The sequence below is a fragment of the Planktothrix prolifica NIVA-CYA 540 genome (assembly GCF_963864145.1).
Lineage (GTDB): Bacteria > Cyanobacteriota > Cyanobacteriia > Cyanobacteriales > Microcoleaceae > Planktothrix > Planktothrix agardhii.
Map to the genome: position 1 here is coordinate 1,701,561 of NZ_CAWLTW010000001.1, position 18,413 is coordinate 1,719,973.

At 38.3% G+C, this 18,413-nt stretch carries 20 protein-coding genes and 1 tRNA gene; 9 read left to right on the forward strand and 12 right to left on the reverse strand.

The annotated features are described in order from the left end of the window. Nucleotides 1-22: 22 nt before the first annotated feature. Complete coding sequence (locus tag AC559H_RS07820; protein WP_026794221.1) at nt 23-310, reverse strand: hypothetical protein; 288 nt, start codon at nt 308-310, stop codon at nt 23-25. Nucleotides 311-555: 245 nt separating this feature from the next. Here AC559H_RS07820 and AC559H_RS07825 point away from each other — a divergent pair, with 245 nt between their 5' ends. The 3 genes from AC559H_RS07825 to AC559H_RS07835 all read left to right on the forward strand — a co-directional run bounded on the left by AC559H_RS07825 (nt 556) and on the right by AC559H_RS07835 (nt 2,485). Then, the gene (locus AC559H_RS07825) at nt 556-1,347 is read left to right on the forward strand and encodes an MlaE family lipid ABC transporter permease subunit (RefSeq protein WP_026794222.1); all 792 of its coding nucleotides are present in this window, start codon (nt 556-558) and stop codon (nt 1,345-1,347) included. Between the two features lie 101 nt (nt 1,348-1,448). Then, complete coding sequence (locus AC559H_RS07830) at nt 1,449-1,844, forward strand: DUF3119 family protein (RefSeq protein ID WP_026786379.1); 396 nt, start codon at nt 1,449-1,451, stop codon at nt 1,842-1,844. Nucleotides 1,845-2,143: 299 nt separating this feature from the next. Further along, nucleotides 2,144-2,485, forward strand: coding sequence for a hypothetical protein (locus AC559H_RS07835; protein ID WP_026794223.1), 342 nt, complete (start codon nt 2,144-2,146; stop codon nt 2,483-2,485). 162 nt (nt 2,486-2,647) lie between these two features. On the opposite strand, the gene AC559H_RS07840 is transcribed toward AC559H_RS07835, so the two are convergent. The 4 genes from AC559H_RS07840 to AC559H_RS07855 form a co-directional block, all read right to left on the reverse strand. Further along, nucleotides 2,648-3,652: a phosphoribulokinase gene (locus tag AC559H_RS07840; protein WP_026794224.1), complete on the reverse strand. Its 1,005-nt coding sequence runs from the start codon at nt 3,650-3,652 to the stop codon at nt 2,648-2,650. 409 nt (nt 3,653-4,061) lie between these two features. Then, nucleotides 4,062-5,834 (reverse strand): ABC transporter permease, encoded by a 1,773-nt coding sequence (locus tag AC559H_RS07845; RefSeq protein WP_026786373.1) that lies wholly within the window; start codon nt 5,832-5,834, stop codon nt 4,062-4,064. Between the two features lie 40 nt (nt 5,835-5,874). After that, nucleotides 5,875-6,825: an ABC transporter ATP-binding protein gene (locus AC559H_RS07850; RefSeq protein ID WP_026794225.1), complete on the reverse strand. Its 951-nt coding sequence runs from the start codon at nt 6,823-6,825 to the stop codon at nt 5,875-5,877. A gap of 142 nt (nt 6,826-6,967) precedes the next feature. Continuing rightward, nucleotides 6,968-7,558, reverse strand: coding sequence for a thioredoxin family protein (locus AC559H_RS07855; protein ID WP_026797932.1), 591 nt, complete (start codon nt 7,556-7,558; stop codon nt 6,968-6,970). 197 nt (nt 7,559-7,755) lie between these two features. Between AC559H_RS07855 and AC559H_RS07860 the strand changes: the two genes are divergently transcribed. Together AC559H_RS07860 and AC559H_RS07865 are read left to right on the forward strand one after the other, a co-directional pair. Next, nucleotides 7,756-8,160 (forward strand): NIL domain-containing protein, encoded by a 405-nt coding sequence (locus AC559H_RS07860; RefSeq protein ID WP_026786370.1) that lies wholly within the window; start codon nt 7,756-7,758, stop codon nt 8,158-8,160. A 44-nt stretch (nt 8,161-8,204) separates the two neighbouring features. Continuing rightward, nucleotides 8,205-8,714, forward strand: a complete 510-nt coding sequence (locus AC559H_RS07865; protein WP_051319475.1) for a hypothetical protein — start codon at nt 8,205-8,207, stop codon at nt 8,712-8,714. A gap of 209 nt (nt 8,715-8,923) precedes the next feature. On the opposite strand, the gene AC559H_RS07870 is transcribed toward AC559H_RS07865, so the two are convergent. Beyond that, a complete protein-coding gene (locus AC559H_RS07870) occupies nt 8,924-9,463 on the reverse strand; it encodes a GIY-YIG nuclease family protein (RefSeq protein ID WP_026786369.1) in 540 nt (179 codons plus the stop codon). A gap of 186 nt (nt 9,464-9,649) precedes the next feature. Between AC559H_RS07870 and AC559H_RS07875 the strand changes: the two genes are divergently transcribed. Further along, nucleotides 9,650-10,312, forward strand: a complete 663-nt coding sequence (locus AC559H_RS07875; protein WP_026786368.1) for a hypothetical protein — start codon at nt 9,650-9,652, stop codon at nt 10,310-10,312. 69 nt (nt 10,313-10,381) lie between these two features. On the opposite strand, the gene AC559H_RS07880 is transcribed toward AC559H_RS07875, so the two are convergent. The 5 genes from AC559H_RS07880 to AC559H_RS07900 form a co-directional block, all read right to left on the reverse strand. Continuing rightward, the gene (locus tag AC559H_RS07880) at nt 10,382-11,398 is read right to left on the reverse strand and encodes an aldo/keto reductase (RefSeq protein ID WP_026798477.1); all 1,017 of its coding nucleotides are present in this window, start codon (nt 11,396-11,398) and stop codon (nt 10,382-10,384) included. Nucleotides 11,399-11,649: 251 nt separating this feature from the next. Continuing rightward, nucleotides 11,650-11,722, reverse strand: a tRNA-Glu gene (locus AC559H_RS07885). A 122-nt stretch (nt 11,723-11,844) separates the two neighbouring features. Continuing rightward, nucleotides 11,845-12,891: a M42 family metallopeptidase gene (locus AC559H_RS07890; RefSeq protein ID WP_036831322.1), complete on the reverse strand. Its 1,047-nt coding sequence runs from the start codon at nt 12,889-12,891 to the stop codon at nt 11,845-11,847. Nucleotides 12,892-12,919: 28 nt separating this feature from the next. Next, a complete protein-coding gene (locus AC559H_RS07895; RefSeq protein WP_026794227.1) occupies nt 12,920-13,114 on the reverse strand; it encodes a hypothetical protein in 195 nt (64 codons plus the stop codon). A 135-nt stretch (nt 13,115-13,249) separates the two neighbouring features. After that, nucleotides 13,250-13,735 (reverse strand): hypothetical protein, encoded by a 486-nt coding sequence (locus tag AC559H_RS07900; protein ID WP_026786364.1) that lies wholly within the window; start codon nt 13,733-13,735, stop codon nt 13,250-13,252. A gap of 553 nt (nt 13,736-14,288) precedes the next feature. On the opposite strand from AC559H_RS07900, the gene AC559H_RS07905 reads away from it, so the two are divergent. Then, complete coding sequence (locus AC559H_RS07905) at nt 14,289-15,356, forward strand: Gfo/Idh/MocA family protein (protein ID WP_026794229.1); 1,068 nt, start codon at nt 14,289-14,291, stop codon at nt 15,354-15,356. Between the two features lie 81 nt (nt 15,357-15,437). Here the strand turns inward: AC559H_RS07905 and speB are convergent, their stop codons facing one another. Next, the gene (speB, locus tag AC559H_RS07910) at nt 15,438-16,340 is read right to left on the reverse strand and encodes an agmatinase (RefSeq protein WP_036831325.1); all 903 of its coding nucleotides are present in this window, start codon (nt 16,338-16,340) and stop codon (nt 15,438-15,440) included. Nucleotides 16,341-16,476: 136 nt separating this feature from the next. On the opposite strand from speB, the gene AC559H_RS07915 reads away from it, so the two are divergent. Then, nucleotides 16,477-17,355, forward strand: a complete 879-nt coding sequence (locus tag AC559H_RS07915; protein WP_026794231.1) for an alpha/beta fold hydrolase — start codon at nt 16,477-16,479, stop codon at nt 17,353-17,355. 36 nt (nt 17,356-17,391) lie between these two features. Further along, on the forward strand, nt 17,392-18,333 hold the full coding sequence (locus tag AC559H_RS07920) for a metallophosphoesterase family protein (protein ID WP_026794232.1): 942 nt from the start codon (nt 17,392-17,394) through the stop codon (nt 18,331-18,333). Nucleotides 18,334-18,413 lie beyond the last annotated feature (80 nt).

Here is an 18,413-nt window from a genome sequence, read left to right on the forward strand (position 1 = left end):
CAAATATTAATAATTGTAAATTTTAATTGCTACGGAGGTTTTGACAGCAAGCATAGGTATCAAATAACCCGCCCACTAAACTAAAGGTTAGAGCAATAACCAAACAACCTTGCAAGGGATGTCCATCGCCAAAGGTGGCAAGAAATTTGAGCATTTGGTGACAGCCTAACGTCCCTAAATTTTGTATAATAGGGAGGTGACTCATCAGGACAAAAGTGATTAATCCCACGGCAATCAATAAGAGCGGGGCGATGAAACTAAAGGTAATTGCTAGTAACAAAGAACGAAGGAAATGGGGCAAAATGCTCATAAATTTGTCCAAAGGAGATCAGCTATCTTCAGCTTGTTTGCGAGTGCCGTTGACTTCAGTTAGATTGGAGATCATGGAAAATCTAGCCTATCAACTTCTAAGATAGGAGCGATCGCTCGTTTTAATCGAATCTGTGAGAAATCTTAAATATAAAGTAAAAAAAATTAAGATTTAGGCTTCATAAATCTTGTTGAAGATTTGTATATTTCTAGTTATCGGTTGAACTTTATACAGTTGTTATTCCCTTGAGCAATTCTAAAACTCGTTCCAGCTTTGGACTTTGGCTACAGCGATTTATGGCCGCCCTATTATTGGCGGGTCAGGTGGTGGTGCATTTACTCCAGGGAAAAATTCACCGTCGTAACACTTTGGAACAAATGGTCATAGTTGGCCCGGAATCCTTGATGATTGCTCTGCTCACGGCTAGTTTTGTGGGGATGGTGTTCACAATTCAAGTAGCACGGGAATTTGTCGCTTTGGGTGCGGTGAATATTGTCGGGGGAGTTCTGGCCCTGTCCCTGGCCAGGGAACTTAGTCCGGTATTAACAGCCGTAATTGTCGCTGGGCGAGTCTGTTCGGCTTTTGCGGCGGAAATTGGCACGATGCGGGTCACGGAACAAATTGATGCTCTTTATATGTTAAAAACTGACCCGGTGGATTATTTAGTAATTCCCAGGGTAATTGCTTGTTGTTCGATGTTACCAATTTTAACCGTAATTTGTTTAGTTACGGGATTAGCTGGGGGTCTATTAATTTCTACTACTATGTACAATATTTCTTCAACGGTCTTTTTAGATTCAGTACGGAATTTTCTACAAGTTTGGGATGTTTGTAGTGGGTTAGTTAAAGGCTTAGTTTTTGGGGCGACCATTGCCATTATTGGAACCAGTTGGGGATTAACTACCACCGGAGGAGCAAAAGGTGTGGGTCAGTCCACGACAACAGCTGTTGTCACCGCCCTATTATCTATTTTTATCATTGATTTCTTCCTATCTTGGATTATGTTTCAAGGGATGGGAAGCTCGGTCAAGGGTTGATAAATTTTTAGGATATTTTCCTGATAATAACCGCACTATCCATAAAAATGATGATAATTTTGGTAAAATTGATTGAACTGCTTTTGACTCAAAAATAACAAATGACCACAACACCCACAACCCAAACTTCTAATATCGTTGAGTTACCTCCGAATTATATAATTCCGATAGTGCTGCTCATTAGTGCTTTTCCCCTATTTTTAATTCAAAGATGGGTGAGTTTAGGAGTCGCTATTTTTGCCCTATTTTTGTTAGTGCAAACCGCCCTCATTCGTCTACAATTTACCCCCACGGATTTAGACGTTTATCGGTCAGGTAAACTGCTGCGTCGATTTCCTTACCAAGACTGGATAAACTGGGAAATTTTCTGGACTCCTGTACCAATTTTATTCTATTTTAGGGAAGTTAAAAGCATTCACTTTTTGCCGATTATTTTTGATGCTAAATTGTTGGAAACCTGTTTAAAACAACATTGTGGAAATTTAAAACAGAATTAACAATTAGCCCTCTTCTGTCACTCTCCGAGATGTCAATCCCTAGAATCTTTATTAGTCAGTCAATACAAGCTATCCTATTACAAAAACTAGGTTGTTGTATTTGTTGTTAGAAAGAAATAGCAGCGATCGCTTCCTATGCAAACGCTCCATAATCCAGAAATGGCAAATAGGCAATCTTGCTAGGGGAAGAAAGTCTGAATCTGATCGGGTTTGACTAACGGAGGAATTTATGATTGGCATTTTTGAGCAATTTTTGATACTCTAGGATTAAAATATCTTTGTCAATCTTAGTCAGGATAATGATTGCTATGAAATCTCAACAGATGATTACCTTTTTTTCTGAAATTGTCACCCAAAAACCCGAACTATTTTCGGCGGAAGTTTTAAATGATTTAACCCGATTAGAAGCGGTTTTGGATAACTCAGAGACAGAATCGAATTCTGATCGAATTGAATCTATATCGGAAGCTATTATTGAGTTTTGTGATGTCAACCCTCAAATTAATTCTAAATTGACAGAAATGGGATCTGAACCTGAACTCAATGCGGCTCAAAACTTGGAAGAAAATCAAATTCAAACCTTAAGTAATTCCGTTAAAAAAGTTTTAGATTTACATTTTTTAAACCGCTCTAATGTTTAAATGTATAGCAGTTATATGTAGGGATAATTCATGAATTACCCCTATATATAATTTATTCATGAGGTGCGCTTAAGCGCAACAACGGGCAAAAACATAAAAAATAACGCGAGATTCGCCGATCCCGCGTTACCTGAGTTTAATTGAACAGCTAACCGCTAAAAATTAGACCGCAGCGGCAACTTTTTCGTTAGCACCAACTAAGCGCTCGTAGGTCGCCCGCATTTTCAGACCAACTAACACCTGGAATAATCCGCTACCATTATTGGAACCGGGATACTCTTGGCGTTCGCGGAGGAGGTGGGTCATCTCTCCATAATATTTCGTAGACAGGTTGCTTAAGTGTCCTTCGACGTAGATCATTTCATCGAGGTTATCGAATTGACCATCAACTTCGAGGATAGACACTTCATTTCCGTAGTAATTATCGGGGCCGTAATACATTTTTAGACCCGGATAGGAACAGGTGAGTTTACGTCCGCAAGGTATCCAGTAAATCGTTGATCCTTGATCAAATAAGTAGGAGGGTTCGAGTCCTTCCACACCTTCTTTCTGTACCAAACGCACCCGCAGAACTTTGTGTTCCTTGTCTTCAGCAATCAAGTTAGTGGGTAGAATTTGAACCACCACATCCGCATATTGCTTTTGGGGATCAATATAGGCTTCAAAATCAGGACGACGAGCATTAATTGCCGCCAAAACATCTTCATAACGATGTCCCCGTTCCGCCATATCGCGCTGAATTTTCCACGAAATTTTAACTTCGTCGCTGATATCCAGATAAACACTAAAATCAAGCAGCGATCGCACTCTTTCGTCATATAACGGGTGCAATCCTTCAATCACAATAATATGATTGGGCTCGATTCGTTCGGGGGGATCTAACTCGCCAGTTTCATGATTATAAATGGGTTTATCAATGGATATACCGTTTTTAAGAGCGTTAACTTGCTGATACATTAAATCGAAATTATTAGCTCTAGGATCAAGAGCAGTAATTCCAGTTTCTTTGCGTTGCTTACGATCTAAACAATGGTAATCATCTAAACAGATAACCGTCACAAAATCTTTTCCAAAGATGTCTGTTATCCGACGTAAAAATGTTGATTTTCCGCACCCAGAATCTCCAGCAACACCAATTAAAACCACGCGATCCGGCTTATTTCCCATCTTCCTCTACCCTAAAAGAAACTGTTGACAACTTAAGATCATTGAATTTAAAGCATTAAAACCTTGACCAATGCCAGCACCGTTGAGTCTTCACCTGATCCGAAGATGGAGTAAACCTCAACTTTGTCGTAGTGAACGGACTCCCAACTGACAAAAGGCCTGGCACTTAGGCAAGCTAAGTATTTAATACTAACTTTTGTTTCTAATTTTACCAGAAGGGGATCATCCCTACAAGCATTAATTATAATATATGGCAATCCTATTTGAGTTTTATCCAAAATTCAGGGAACACCGGAAAAGGCAACGGGCAAAAGGCAACGGGCAAAAGGCCGACGGGCGACACCGCAACAAAAGATAATCAACGGCGTATTACAGATTCGGGGAAGGTGGGGATTATATCCAATATTCATCAAGTTATTCCTTTTTCATTCCTGACTAGAGCTTTCAGTTCTGATTCTCCAGCTTTTTTCAACAATCGAGTCAGTTGCAAATTGCACAGGATAATCATTAATCCTTGACCGACAAAGCTGATGAGAATTGAGGATAACGGGACTGAAGAAATCGAGAAAAATGAGAAAACAGACCAGACAAAGGGCGAATAATATTCAGATTTGTAGGAAAACATCACAAAAATAAATAATAGGGGGACAATCAGCACCCCTAATACGCTACTTGTTGCCCATAAAGTTCGTTTCGGGGTTTTCATCATTGCCATTAATTGAGCGATACTGGCACATAACAGCATGAAACTACAATGTAAGGCGATGGCTAACAACATTTCGCCTTTTTCCGTGGGTTTAGCTACGAGGAAAATTGTAATTATCCAAATTGTAGAAGCAATCAAAAGATTAATCAAAATTGCCACGGTTGCAGGACTTTTTTCACCCCAAATTAAATCCTTTCCTAAATCCATCCACCAATGTTTTTTCCGTTCCCGTCGATATCGCACCCAATCCTGTAGGGTTTGTCGTTGAGGAGATAGGGCTGATATTAAACCCAAAATCAAGAAAATATTACCAATGAAAATACCCACATAATAACTATTGTTTGTTTCAAATTTAGACAGGATAAACCCTAAACTCATGAGAGTAAAATTTAGAGTTAATAAGTAACTCTGTTTTTTACTTAAACTGGGAAGATTGGGATGGTGATAGTTCCGTTTTAAGGCTTGCCAAATCCAATAGGTTAAAAACCCATAATTAAGTAAGGCTAATGCTAAGAGGGAAACTCCATTGGTTCCCACATTTAATCCAAACCATTGTAATTGACTAATATTGGCATGATTGAAGGGATAATTTAAGTAATGATCTCCGGTTTGGTCAATTAAATAGCGAAGTAGACAGGTGGGAGAGAATATATTCAGCCAATCGTAACCATCGGAGGTAATAGGTTTACTATTAGCTGTTAATAGAAAAATTAAAGTGATTCCACTACCCAGCCAAGATTGTAACCCATGTAACCAGGTGCTAGTTGTTACTCCAATTAACAAAGCAAAACTATAAAAAAAGGCACAACTGGCTAGGGTTAAACCATAGAAACTAAAAATTTCTAGGAGGGAAATATGAGCAGAAATTCCCGCCCATAAATGCAAGGGAATTGTGAGGAAAACTCCCAGATATAATAAAATCGGTACACCTAATAATTTACCGATTAAAATACTCTGAGCCGATTGAGGACTTAATCGAATAAAATTCAGGGTTCCTCGTCGTTCTTCGGTGGCTAAATCATTAATGAGCATATAGGTTCCCACAACAATTAAGCTGAAAACCGCTAAAACACTGATCCAAATAAAAATATTCGCCCAGTAGTCCGTAAACCAACGATTAAAATCAATTAAATCTTGGGGACAATAGGAATTTTTGAGTTTTTCAAGGGTTTTCAGTTGTTGTTCTAAAACAGAACGGTCTCCTGTAAAATAAAAGTCATTAAGTTGATCTTGAATCTTCCAATATTGTTGCTCATATTTATAATACAATTGGTTTTTAGAAGTGCAGTATCCGCTAGAAATAGTGATCTTTTCCATCCCAGGAAATTTATCAAAGGTGCTAAAAAATAGAATCACTTGGCTAAGAATAGAAATTCCAATTGCTATCAGAATATTGCGAACTTGAAACCGACCTTTAAATTCTCGAACCAGTTGGGGATTCCACTCTTTAAATTGAGGTAAAGACAGACGGCTCATAACTCTTTATTCCTATATAAAATTGAACTGTTTATGGTTTTTAAGAGGCTTGTTTGTGTCCGAGTTTTAAGAAAATAGATTCTAAATTTTCTTGAACTCGATTAAATTCACTTAAGGGAACTTCGGCAGAAATTAGCGATCGCAATAATATTGCTGCATCTTTTTCTGTTCCTGAAAATTGAACTTTTACCTGTTGTTTTCCGTGTAAAATTTCCCAACTTTCTACCCCAGGATGATGTTTTAATTCCCCAATCAGTATCTCCATTTTACCCAAAGTCGAAATCAAAAGATGCTGCACACTCAAACGTTTATACAAGTCCTGTATTGATGAACTTTCGACTAAATAGCCCAATTCCATAATCCCAATATAGCTACAAAAATCCTCCAAGTCACTTAATACATGGGAAGAAATTACAATCGTCATTCCCGCTTCATGTAAACTTTTAATAATTTCTCGAAACTGCATTCTGGCAATCGGATCTAAACCAGATACTGGTTCATCAAGAAAGAGTAATAAAGGTTCATGAATAATGGTGCGTCCTAAACTCAATCGTTGTTTCATTCCCCTGGAAAGGGTGGAAATTAAACGATTGCGTTTTTGGGTTAACTGCACAATTTCCAAGACTTCATAAATTCGTTGATTCCGTCGAGGTTCCCGCAGATAATATAACCGAGCAAAGTAATCTAAATAATCCCAAACGGTTAAATCATCATAAAGGGGAAAATCATCGGGTAAATATCCTAAACGTTGTTTGATTTTAGGATTGGTATGATCCTGTGATACGAATTCTCCATTAATATAAATTTCCCCTTTTGTGGGTTCTTCTATGGTTGCTAACATCCGCAATAATGTAGTTTTTCCGGCTCCATTGGGCCCAATTAATCCATAGACTTCTCCCATGGGAATTTGTAAATCTAAATCATTAACCGCCAGATGGCGCTCAAATCTTTTTGTCAGTCCACGGGTTTCAATTGCCAGTTCTTTCGCCATAGGAATATAGGAAGAATTGAGTTTGAAGTTTTAACTTAGATTCCCTCTACAATCTACTTTAACCGATTTACGGAAATAATAAGGTATCCGTAGAGACGTGCCAGGGCGCGTCTCTCTACTCCAAATTTTTATCGAAAATAAATTATTGAACTTGAGCACCATGGGAACGAGGATCACTACTGCTAGATTGATCAATATTTAAGGGAGAATTAAAAGCCGAAACTTGACCGATGGCTTGGGTATAGGGAAGGGGATTTTCTGCGATTAAAGACTCTAAATTGGCTTCTAAAATCGGGCGAGGAATTTCGCCAATGGTTTGGGCAATTGTTTCGGCTTTTTGATTCAAATAAACGAAATGAGGAATGCCATCAACTCTATATTTTAGCAGTTCTGGCAACCATTTACTATTATCGACATTCAACATCACAAAATTGAGTTTTTCCGAATATTTATGTTTAATTTCGCTTAATTCTGGGGCCATGGTTTGACAACTGGTACACCAATTTGCATAAAATTCCATTAAGGTTGGTTTACCATTATTCAAGGCAATATCCAGGGGAATTGATTCTTCCACGAGTTGAGGGAGGGAGGTGGAAGTGGCTTCGCTACGAATTGCTAAGAAAACCGAGAGACTCAGAATCATAGCTGCGATAATAATTAAAAAGTTTCTGATCCGTTTGGCTAAATCAGAAGGTTCGGTTGAGGGGGTTGAATGTAATGGGTTTTCGTTCATGTTGATATTGTCAAAGATGATAATTATTATTGATTATTTTAGTTTAACAAGATTTTGAACCAAATTGATTAACGTTCTTGTGAAAATTGTTGTAAAATAGAAATGTCAATGAAATATAAAAGGAATAAAAGTCTGTGGTGCGATACTAACCCATTCTGAAATGGACTCTGGGACAAAAATAATTTAGGATTAATCACATGAAAAAACGAGTGACTTTGACGTTTCCCAAACGTTCTATTCAAATACCGATTACCTATAGATTGGCTAAGGATTTTAATGTAGCTGCTAATATTATTCGTGCTCAAGTTGCTCCGAATCAAGTCGGAAAATTAGTAGTAGAATTATCAGGAGATATTGATGAACTAGAGGCGGCTATTGAGTGGATGCAAACTCAAAATATTGGAGTTTCTTTAGTCGGACGGGAGATTATCATTGATGAGCAAAGTTGTGTGGATTGTGGACTCTGTACTGGAGTTTGTCCGACGGATGCCTTGACCCTGAATCCAGAAACCTTTTATTTGACGTTTACTCGCTCACGGTGTATTGTTTGTGAACAATGTATTCCAGCCTGTCCCCTTCAGGCAATTTCTACTAATCTTTGAAGGGAAATCTCATCTAAAAATTTATTTTTTATCCTAATCTTTCAATGAAATCACAACAACAAATTACAATTATTACTTGGTTTTCCTTTGGATTACTTTTCGTAACTTGTCTACATTTTGGTTGGTTTTTATTTGAGTCGAGTTGGTATTCTTTAGTTTCTGGTCTATTTTTAATGTTAATTTGGTCAATTGATTTATTCTTTACCCTGCCATTGAATAAATTAAATTCGTTTGTTTTAAAGAAAATCAGAACGGATTTAGGCACATTTTTAATGATTGTGTTTATCTCTATTCTGGGTGTATTTATGCTGACCTGGATTAAGGTTTCTATTAATATTTTATTAATGGTTTCAGCGACAGCTTTAGCTCGGTTAGAGTTACAAACTGCCCGTTTTAAAGATTGGCACTCTTTTATTATTTTATCTATATTATCTACCCTGGGTTTAATATTAGGATGGGGATTAAATCACTATTTTTCCTTCGGACATTTAGAATCCCAGTTTTGTTTACCCTTTCATTTAGGATGTATTCATGTTCCTTATCGTGATAGGTAATGGGGATCACGGATTTAAGAGGATTTCACGGATTTTAATCTGTGTTAATCTGCGTAATCTGCTTAAATTCGTGATAGGTAATGGGAAAAATATAAGTTTGATCTGTAAACTCTTTAACTGATAACTGATGACTGGTACTGGCGGGTTCATCGAGATTTAGATAATAAACAAAGATCTAAAAGAACCCATCCCTACAACCGATAAATTAATTATTTTAAATCTAATAATCCACTGGTTTTTAATTTGGGATTAAAGCGAATTTCCTCTTGTAATCCTCGGGCTTTTAGTTCGGCAAAAATTTGTTCTTCTACACGACGGGCGATTTGTTTTAACAGTTTTTCTTGACCGATTTCATCGGTTTTTTGATACTGATCTTGTTCTTCTGGAGTCATGAAAGGTTTAACTTGAATCGGATCATTCCAGATAGATTCATCTTCCCCATTACCGGGAGGAATTGAACCATTTTCATCAATCCAAGCCTGTTTAATCCCTTCTAAAATAGTGCGACTCGGCCGATCAATAGTTTGTAACTTCAACCAATAACAGCCTTGATTTTGACGAATAAAATGTTGTTTTAAACTTAAATATATATCCCTAGAATAGCCTACATATTTTAAATTTTTATCTGAATTAAAAATAGCATAAACTCCGATTTTCCCTTGGATTGATTCGGGAATTTTGCCATTTTCATCCAGATAGGGAATATAGTCCAAACTATTAAGGGAAGGAATTTCGGTTGGAGTAGTCATTGATCCAAAAAATGCTTTCTCCCTGATTTTAAAGGTATTGGTGTCGATTTCTGAAAATTGGATACTAAAGTTTTATTAAGCCAAGCTCCATATTAAGGTTTCGGTCAGAATTTTTGCACCAGTTTAAGGATTATTGTGGAATTTGAGTTAGCATAACTCTAAGATTGTAGTAAGTCAGCCACGACCATGCAGAATAGTGAAGAAGAATTATTAAAACCGTCGCCCCATCCTGTCGATGGGTGGAAGTTAGCCGAGTATGTTTCTATTGCGGGGACAGCAGTGGGAACACTCGTTGCTGCATGGTATCAGCCGATTATATTTGCTGGGACTCCCCTAACTTTGGCCTTAATTTTAAATGTGGTAAATCGCCAACGGTTTGAACAGGATATGCGTCAAGATCTGGATGCGGCGATTACGGATGTTAGGACAGTGGTAGAATTGCTCCATCAACAAATTCAACTGCTACCCTCGGAGTCGAACGAACTTGATCCAATTACGGATGTCCTGACGGAGTTACAACGGGTGACTCAAGGGTTAGAAAAAAATGCCCTGCGACAAGATGATTGGGAAGTTATGAATGTCCGCTTTCAGTTAATCCAAGAAACAATTGATGAATTGAAAACATCAATGGAGACATCAGGACTTAATTTTGAAAAAAACGATCAAGAATCTTTAAACGCAACTTTAGAAGCATTTGTAAATCAGTCAATTACGGATTCAGCAACCATGCAAATACAAATCGATCAGCTTTCTGAACAGGTTAATGTCTTACAAACGGAACAGCAAACCCTAATTAAACCTTATATTAAACGCTTAGTTAATGCGGTTAAGGAGTTAAAAAATCGTTAAATTTTAATCCTATCCCCCCTTTTTTATGGGGCGTAGGGGGGGGATTAGTGGGGGAAAATATCAAGGGATTTATCTATATTCGTCACCGCAATCACCAATTATTTCCATCAGATCTTGGGATTGAAAAAGAACGGAATTAATATTTTGATAATCTTCGGAGTCGAGACTAAATTCAAAGACTTTAGCATTATCTTTGATATGGTCGGAAAGCCCTAATCTTGTCCCCACCATGGCTCCAGCAACGGTGGGTTGTTCTAGGATATAACGAACTGCAATATTAGGAATTGTTACTTGATGTTTTTGGGCGATCGCATTTAAAGTTTTTAAGAGAGTTTGAAATAAATTCCATCCTCCCCAAGCATTGATCATATTTTTATATTTTTTCAAGCTAACGGTTTCTAAATTAAAGCCATTTGGTTCAGGTTTTCCCAGATATTTTTCCGATAAAAAACCACCACAAAGAACACCATAGGGAAGTAACTTAATATTATGACCTTGACAAAATTCGGTCATTTGAGCTAAAGGACGGCGATCAACTAAAGAAAACTGCACTTGATTGGATACAATTTTAATCCCATTTTCAACAATAATTTTTAAGTGTTGAGTATCAAAATTGGTTAATGCTAAATGTTTGATTTTACCTTCGGTTTGTAGTTGCGCCAGATAATTTAAAGCATCTAAATAACTTTGATCTCGATAATCCCACCAATGAAATTGTAGTAAATCGAGACAATCAACTCCCATGCGTTGGCGAGAAATATCAATATTTTTTTCCACCAGGGCTTTTGTCATTTTACCCGGACGGGGAACCCATTTGGTAAAGGCTTGTACCTGAGATAAAGCCTCCTGTCCACGGGTGGAAATTAATTGTCGCCTAAATTCCCCAATAAAATCCTCCGCCGGGCCATAATGATCAGCTAGATCCCAAGTGGTATATCCTGCGTCTAGGTATTTAAACATACTTTCGAGCGCAACGGTGGGATTAATCCGACCATGGGCACCAGAGACTTGCCACATTCCGTTTAAAATGCGACAAATATTTAAGTCTTCTGTGAATTGAAAACGACTAGAATCGGTAAGTTTCATAGGTGATTTCGTTACTTATTTATCAATTTTACTCAGTATTGTCGCTCTCCTGATCGCAACTTTAGTGGGTTTAATAACTTCTCGTTGGATTTTGATTCCTTTGACCCGTTTAAAAGAGGCTGCGATCGCTTTTTCCCAGGGAAATAATGTTACAGCAGTCGCCAGATCTATTGTTTGATCGATTATTTAATCAAAGCCAAAAAATAAAACCTGAGACTAATAAATAATCCCAAGCTCTATTTTATATTTAGTACCCCCAAGGGAATTCGAATCCCTGTCGCCTCCGTGAAAGGGAGGTGTCCTAGGCCTCTAGACGATGGGGGCTTAGGGTGTTTTGCGGTTAACTTTTTCTCGGTTGAGTTTTGGTCACTCGCCTTTCACCTTTATTAATGTAGCCTATATTTTTATCGGTGTCAACCCTTTGAGCAAAATTCGTTTGATCTTTTTTAAATTTGGCTGAAATCCTTTTCACAGAAGGCTTGTAGAACTTTAATACAATTAGCGATCGCTCCCAAATGGGCCAGTTCATAGCCATGGGTGTTCTGAGTCGGGAAACCCAAGCAAGCCGCCCGGGCAACATGGCCAAATTTCATGGCAATAGAAGCGTCACTTCCAAAGCCACTAAGAATTGTCAATTGTAACGGGACTCCGGCGGTGGTCGCCGCCTGTCGTAATTGGCTGTTTAAACCCTCATCGTAAACACCATAGCTATCCTGGGACAACAACACCGGTTTTTCATCCCCTGCAATCGGATATTCCGGGGCGAGGGGGCAAATTTCCAAGGCAATTAACGCCTCTAAGGTTTGTCTTTGGGTAAAATATAGGGCCCCAATTGCTCCCACTTCTTCCTTTGCCGAAGCCACTAAATATATATCAATGGGCGGGTGTTTGACGGTTTCTGCTAAGGCTAATAAAATCGCCAGAGACGCTTTATTATCGAGGGTATAACTAGCAATATAATCTTTAATTCGGATGGGTTTTTTTCGATGTTTTCCTACAACTACCCTGGTTCCTGGGCGAATTCCTGCGGTTGCTAATTCTTCCGTTGTGCATTTGGTTTCAATCCAAGTATCTTCCCATTTCAAGGCTTTTTCTTCCTGGTAAACTTTTTGAGGAGATTCATGGGAAATATGACGAGAACCAAAGCTCAAAATACCGCTAAGAGTTTGATGATCTCCTAATAAATCAACCACTCCTTCCCCATAAACCCAAGGAAATGATCCGCCTAATTTTCTAACCGAAACCCGTCCCTTTTCTTCAATGGTTTTGACGATCATGCCAATTTCATCTTTATGGGCGGTAATGGCGATAGCTCTTTCTGAAGTTTTACCAGGAATTTTGGCAATAATATTATCCGCCTGATCTCGCCAAACCTCTACCCCAAGTTGAGAAAATCGTTCTAACAACCATTGATTTATTTCCGATTCTACCCCACTGGGAGAATGTTGCAAAACCAAGTTTTCAATTGTATTAAATAAAGTCTGATAATCCATTTTGTCTGTCCTTAATTCAATTATCCCATCAAGAATTATTAGGATTAGGTTTTAATAATAATGCTACAATTAAAGCTGGGGTTCCGCCTATTAATCCAATGATTAACCATCGGGGATAACTGCGTCCTTTTTCTCGAGCCACAAAAGCTGCGATCGTACCGATAACACCATGAAGAATTGCCAAAGTTAAAATCACAGAAGGGTCATTTAAGGAATCAAACATTTTACGGTAAAATAAAAATTAGGGTTGGGAACACAAAAACAAAATAAATCGGATTTCCGCTATTTAACTCATGAATTAAAACATAAGCCTTGGTTCAGAAACCCGATTTTTATGAAAAATGATTCAATTGGAAGTTTAATCCAAAAATCCCATCAAAGTCATGGGATCATCAATATCATTGCTGGCAATGGGACGGTTCATGATCATTGAGGTAATTTGTAAATGACTGACTTCAATGGGGCGATTAGCTAAGGCTCCCACCGTATCTTCTAAATGAATAAAGGCTACATTACTAGCACTATTCGCTTTAAAAATAGGACGTCTTGGTGATAGCATTCCTGAAATTTCAAGATGGCTATGTTCAATTGGGCGATTCATAAATGTCGTCATCGCACCGACTTGAATTTGGGTGGATGCAGTATTGGCTTCAGAGCCTTTTTTTGCAGGTTTGTCCACAATATCTAATTTCGTTTCTTGGTTCATATCTGTAGTTGGTTTGTTTTCAACAAGATCTACTTTAATCTGATCAGCTTCAGTTTTATTATCTTGATTTGAGTTTGCTGTTCCACCGGTTCGCTTTCGGGTACTCCCCCTTTTGGGTGTAGATGAGCTAACTGTCATGATGAATACCTAGTTTTTTTACAGGGTGAATTCATGATTTACACTTAACCTTGTTATTAATTTCATCGCTGAAATTTCCCTAACCTTTGACTCAATTAAGGACGGGTTAGGTATTAATTTTGGATTAAAGCTAAACCAATTATAAAATAAATGGGATCTTTAGTAAATGCCATTTTGAGAAAAATATCTTTTTGTAACAATAAGTAAAGACAATATTGGGAGCAGGGGGAAAAGGGGGAAAAGGGGGAACAGAGGGAACAGAGGGAACAGAGGGAACAGAGGGAACAGAGGGAGGTAAACTCTTGCTATTACCTATTACCCATTACCTATTGCCCATTACCCATTACCTATTAATCAAAAATACCGAAAACGGGGCTTTGTTGGAGTCACAGGGAGTGTGTCCTTCCTGGCTAAAACCCAACTGCCAACCTCTAATTAAAATTTCTTTACAAAATCCAAGGCTGTGATAGTATCTGGATGGATTTACACTACTGATGGACAGCCAATGGGCTGAATTTCCGTGGTGGAGGAGAGTAGAGGAGTGCAAAATAGGATGTCCCTTGGATATTCAAATGCTATGGCTGGAAGGAATTACCTTGACCCGATTCAAGTTGGTGTGATCGGTGTGGGTAATATGGGGCAGCATCATACCCGGGTTTTGAGTATGCTCAAGGACGTGGAACTCGTGGGAGTTTCCGATCTCAGTGTTGAACGGGGAATTGATACGGCGAGTAAGTATCGAGTCAGGTTTTTTGAAGATTATCGAGACCTTTTGCCCCTAGTAGATGCTGTCTGTATCGCAGTTCCAACTCGGTTACACTATCCTGTGGGGATGGCCTGTTTACAAGCCGGGGTTCATGTATTAATTGAAAAACCTATTGCTGCGAGTATTGGTGAGGCAGAATTGTTAGTCAACGCCGCCGCAGATTATCAGCGAATTTTACAAGTCGGTCATATTGAACGGTTTAATCCCGCTTTTCAAGAATTTAGTAAAGTTTTAAAAACGGAGGAAGTTTTAGCATTAGAAGCCCGTCGCATGAGTCCCTATTCTAACCGAGCCAATGATGTTTCGGTGGTCTTGGATTTAATGATTCATGATATTGATTTAATGTTAGATCTAGTGGCGGCTCCTGTTGTTAAATTAACCGCCAGTGGTAGCCGAGCTTCCGACTCTGGCTATTTAGATTATGTGACCGCTACCCTCGGTTTTGCTAATGGCGTGATCGCAAATTTAATTAGCAGTAAAGTCACCCATCGCAAATTGCGTTCTATTGTTGCCCATTGCAAAAATTCTTTAACCGAAGCCGATTTTCTCAATAATGAAATTTTAATTCATCGGCAAACCACGGCTAATTATGTTACGGATTATGGTCAAGTTCTCTATCGTCAAGATGGGTTAATTCAAAAAGTTCATACCAGTAATATTGAACCCCTACACGCTGAATTGGAACATTTTGTCAGTTGTGTTCGGGGTGGAAATCAACCCTCTGTGGGTGGAGAACAAGCCTTAAAAGCCTTGCGTCTAGCCAGTTTAATTGAACAAATGGCATTAGATGGTAAAGCTTGGGATTTGGTGGAAACCGACTATCTTTTTGATTCATCGACGGTTTCCATCGGTTAGGGGAAGGAAAAAAAGCGAGGTTTGGGGCTGAAGTTCACCCGATGCGGCTCCCCTCAACCCTCAACAGTTGATCCCTAATTTTTAATCCTTAATCCATTTCTTTGCTACAGTTTGATAGCCAATTAATTTATAGGTTAATTTAGCAACGGTAAATTCAGAAACCACTGAACCAACCACGGGAGCTAATTCCATGACATCACACCCAATTACATCTTTAGATTGAAATAAACGGCGTAAAAAGCTTAGGGTAGAATACCAATTTAATCCCCCCGGTTCGGGAGTTCCCACCCCAGGAATTAAACTCGGATCAATGCCATCAACATCAATGGTTAAAAAGACTTTTTCTGTGGGAATACTGGCGATCGCTTGTTCAATCCAATCCAGATTAAAAGCCATTTCTCTAGCCCGAAAAACCGTTAAATTTTTCTCTTTAATTAAATCAGCTTCCTCTTGACAAATGGCTCTAATTCCCACTTGAACTGTCGGTAATCCCATATTCACAATTCGACGCATCACACAGGCATGACTATGAATTGTATCCTGATATTCATGTCTTAAATCCCCATGGGCATCAATTTGAACCACGGTAAAGGATTCTTGATATACTTGACGATATCCCTGTACCACTCCTTCGGTAATACTGTGTTCTCCACCAATGGAAATCACAAATTTTTTCTGTTCAATTAAAGACTGGAGGGTTTCTTGAGTCACCCGCAACATTTCTGCGTCTGAAACTGTCTTTCCATGGCGAGTATCTGCAATCGGAGCATGGGTAAAAATCCCCGCATCAAAACAGATTTCTCGGTCTAGTTCTTCATCATAACATTCTAACTGATGGGAAGCCTCCAGTAAAGCATCGGGGCCGTTCTCGCACCCTTTTCTATAGCTAGTTGTGGCTTCATAGGGAATCGGTAAAATCACAACTTTAGCGGTTTCATATTCCGGGACAATTTCAGAACCCAGAAAGTCTATAGTAGCAGTCATTTTAATTCGGAAATTAACACCTCTTAATTTTGACACAAGAGGAAACATTTTTGTCAAAAGATAGAATGATTTATTGCTATAATTATAACAGTTAAAAAATAAATCCCTATTACCCATTACCCATTACCCATTACCCATGTTAACTACTTCATCTGTACCGCAAACTTGGATTTGGAAAGGATACCCGATTTGTTATGTCCGAGAGGGTGATAATGGCCCGGCGGTGGTTTTAATTCATGGGTTTGGGGCGTCTTGGGGTCATTGGCGAAAAAATATTCCCGAATTGGCAAAACATTGTCGAGTCTTTGCTATAGATTTAATTGGGTTTGGGGGATCAGCGAAACCGAAACCGAGTCCAGAAATGGGTTATACTTTTGAAACTTGGGGAGAACAAATTGCTGATTTTTGTCGAGAAATTGTTCAGGATAAAGTTTTTTTAGTGGGAAATTCCATTGGTTGTATTGCAGTAATGCAGGCGGCTATTGATAATCCTGATATTGTTCAAGAAGTTGCGTTATTAAACTGTTCTTTAAGATTATTACACGATCGCAAAAGATCCGAACTTCCTTGGTATCGAAATTATGGCTCTAGTTTTGTTCAAGAGTTATTAAAATATTCCTGGTTTAATCAATTATTTTTTAACCTTTTGGCAACTCCTAAAACCGTTAGAAAAGTATTATTACAAGCCTACAAACGGGATGAAGCTGTTACAGATGAATTGGTAGAAATGTTATTAAAACCTGCCCAAGATCAAGGAGCAGTTGAGGTTTTTGCCGCATTTACGCGCTATTCCCAAGGGCCATTACCGGAGGATTTATTGCCAAGATTACCTTGTCCAGCCATAATATTATGGGGAACCGATGATCCTTGGGAACCGATAGAAATTGCTGAACAATTCAAACAATATTCAACGGTTAAACAGTTTATTAGATTAGAAGGAGTCGGTCATTGTCCCCAAGATGAAGCCCCAGAATTAGTCAATCCTATTTTATTAAAGCGGATTGCTCTATACTAAGAAGTATGTCTATAATGCGTTAATTCACTCTTAACTATGTCCCTAAAAAGACGTCAATTTCTATTGTTAGCGAGCTTGAGTACTGCTGGTTTTATCGGATTAGGAGCTACTCGAAAAATCCTGAGCCTTCCTGAGATTCCTAAACAACAAATTTCCCAGGAAAACGGTGCAATGCCGAAAGGCGACGACTACGAAATCGCATCTATACCTGAAGATAAACCCCTATTTCGTTTTGTCACTATTGGAGATGTAGGAACGGGAGAAACAGGACAATATGAAGTCGCAAATGCTATGGTTCGCTATCATCAAAATCATCCTTTTAAAGTAGTTACTTTACTCGGAGATAATATTTATACTAATGGTGAAATTGAAAAAATCAAGGATGTATTTGAAAAACCCTATCAATCTTTACTAGAACAAAGCGTTAAATTTTATGCCTGTTTAGGAAACCATGATATCAGAACAGAAAATGGTAATCGACAAGTGACTTATCCTTTATTTAATATGCAGGGTCGTTACTATACATTCAAATATGATCCTGTACAATTTTTTGTTTTAGATGCGAATGATAATGCCGATTGGGACAAACAAATACCTTGGTTAGAAGACCAACTTCAACGGAGTAAAACTCCTTGGAAAATTGTTTATAGTCATTTTCCCATGTATTCTTCTGGGTTATATGGTGTGAACAAAATATTGATTAATCGCTTAACTCCTTTATTTAAAAAATATGGGGTTCAACTCTATATGAATGGTCATGAACATAATTATGAACGTACCCAACCTATTCATGGTATAACTTATTTAGTTAATGGTAATGGAGGGGCGAATATACGTCCTGTAGGAAGTTCGGAGTGGACAGCAAAAGCCGCCTCAACCCTTGGATTTACTGCGATTGAGGTTTATGCAGATCGGATGATAATTCAGGCAATTGATACGAATGATCAAGTATTTGATCAAGGAATTATTCGTTTATAAACCAATAGTAAACTGGGAAGATATAACCTAAATTCCCTATAAATTGAGTTAAGGAGGATGCCCCAAAATCCTCTAAAATA

What these genes read in the sequence shown, in the direction of transcription:
- AC559H_RS07820 (WP_026794221.1), bottom strand. Translation starts at nt 310, where the DNA reads ATGAGCATTTTGCCCCATTTCCTTCGTTCTTTGTTACTAGCAATTACC.
- AC559H_RS07830 (WP_026786379.1), top strand. Translation starts at nt 1,449, where the DNA reads ATGACCACAACACCCACAACCCAAACTTCTAATATCGTTGAGTTACCT.
- AC559H_RS07835 (WP_026794223.1), top strand. Translation starts at nt 2,144, where the DNA reads ATGATTGCTATGAAATCTCAACAGATGATTACCTTTTTTTCTGAAATT.
- AC559H_RS07840 (WP_026794224.1), bottom strand. Translation starts at nt 3,652, where the DNA reads ATGGGAAATAAGCCGGATCGCGTGGTTTTAATTGGTGTTGCTGGAGAT.
- AC559H_RS07845 (WP_026786373.1), bottom strand. Translation starts at nt 5,834, where the DNA reads ATGAGCCGTCTGTCTTTACCTCAATTTAAAGAGTGGAATCCCCAACTG.
- AC559H_RS07850 (WP_026794225.1), bottom strand. Translation starts at nt 6,825, where the DNA reads ATGGCGAAAGAACTGGCAATTGAAACCCGTGGACTGACAAAAAGATTT.
- AC559H_RS07855 (WP_026797932.1), bottom strand. Translation starts at nt 7,558, where the DNA reads ATGAACGAAAACCCATTACATTCAACCCCCTCAACCGAACCTTCTGAT.
- AC559H_RS07860 (WP_026786370.1), top strand. Translation starts at nt 7,756, where the DNA reads ATGAAAAAACGAGTGACTTTGACGTTTCCCAAACGTTCTATTCAAATA.
- AC559H_RS07865 (WP_051319475.1), top strand. Translation starts at nt 8,205, where the DNA reads ATGAAATCACAACAACAAATTACAATTATTACTTGGTTTTCCTTTGGA.
- AC559H_RS07870 (WP_026786369.1), bottom strand. Translation starts at nt 9,463, where the DNA reads ATGACTACTCCAACCGAAATTCCTTCCCTTAATAGTTTGGACTATATT.
- AC559H_RS07875 (WP_026786368.1), top strand. Translation starts at nt 9,650, where the DNA reads ATGCAGAATAGTGAAGAAGAATTATTAAAACCGTCGCCCCATCCTGTC.
- AC559H_RS07880 (WP_026798477.1), bottom strand. Translation starts at nt 11,398, where the DNA reads ATGAAACTTACCGATTCTAGTCGTTTTCAATTCACAGAAGACTTAAAT.
- AC559H_RS07890 (WP_036831322.1), bottom strand. Translation starts at nt 12,891, where the DNA reads ATGGATTATCAGACTTTATTTAATACAATTGAAAACTTGGTTTTGCAA.
- AC559H_RS07895 (WP_026794227.1), bottom strand. Translation starts at nt 13,114, where the DNA reads ATGTTTGATTCCTTAAATGACCCTTCTGTGATTTTAACTTTGGCAATT.
- AC559H_RS07900 (WP_026786364.1), bottom strand. Translation starts at nt 13,735, where the DNA reads ATGACAGTTAGCTCATCTACACCCAAAAGGGGGAGTACCCGAAAGCGA.
- AC559H_RS07905 (WP_026794229.1), top strand. Translation starts at nt 14,289, where the DNA reads ATGTCCCTTGGATATTCAAATGCTATGGCTGGAAGGAATTACCTTGAC.
- speB (WP_036831325.1), bottom strand. Translation starts at nt 16,340, where the DNA reads ATGACTGCTACTATAGACTTTCTGGGTTCTGAAATTGTCCCGGAATAT.
- AC559H_RS07915 (WP_026794231.1), top strand. Translation starts at nt 16,477, where the DNA reads ATGTTAACTACTTCATCTGTACCGCAAACTTGGATTTGGAAAGGATAC.
- AC559H_RS07920 (WP_026794232.1), top strand. Translation starts at nt 17,392, where the DNA reads ATGTCCCTAAAAAGACGTCAATTTCTATTGTTAGCGAGCTTGAGTACT.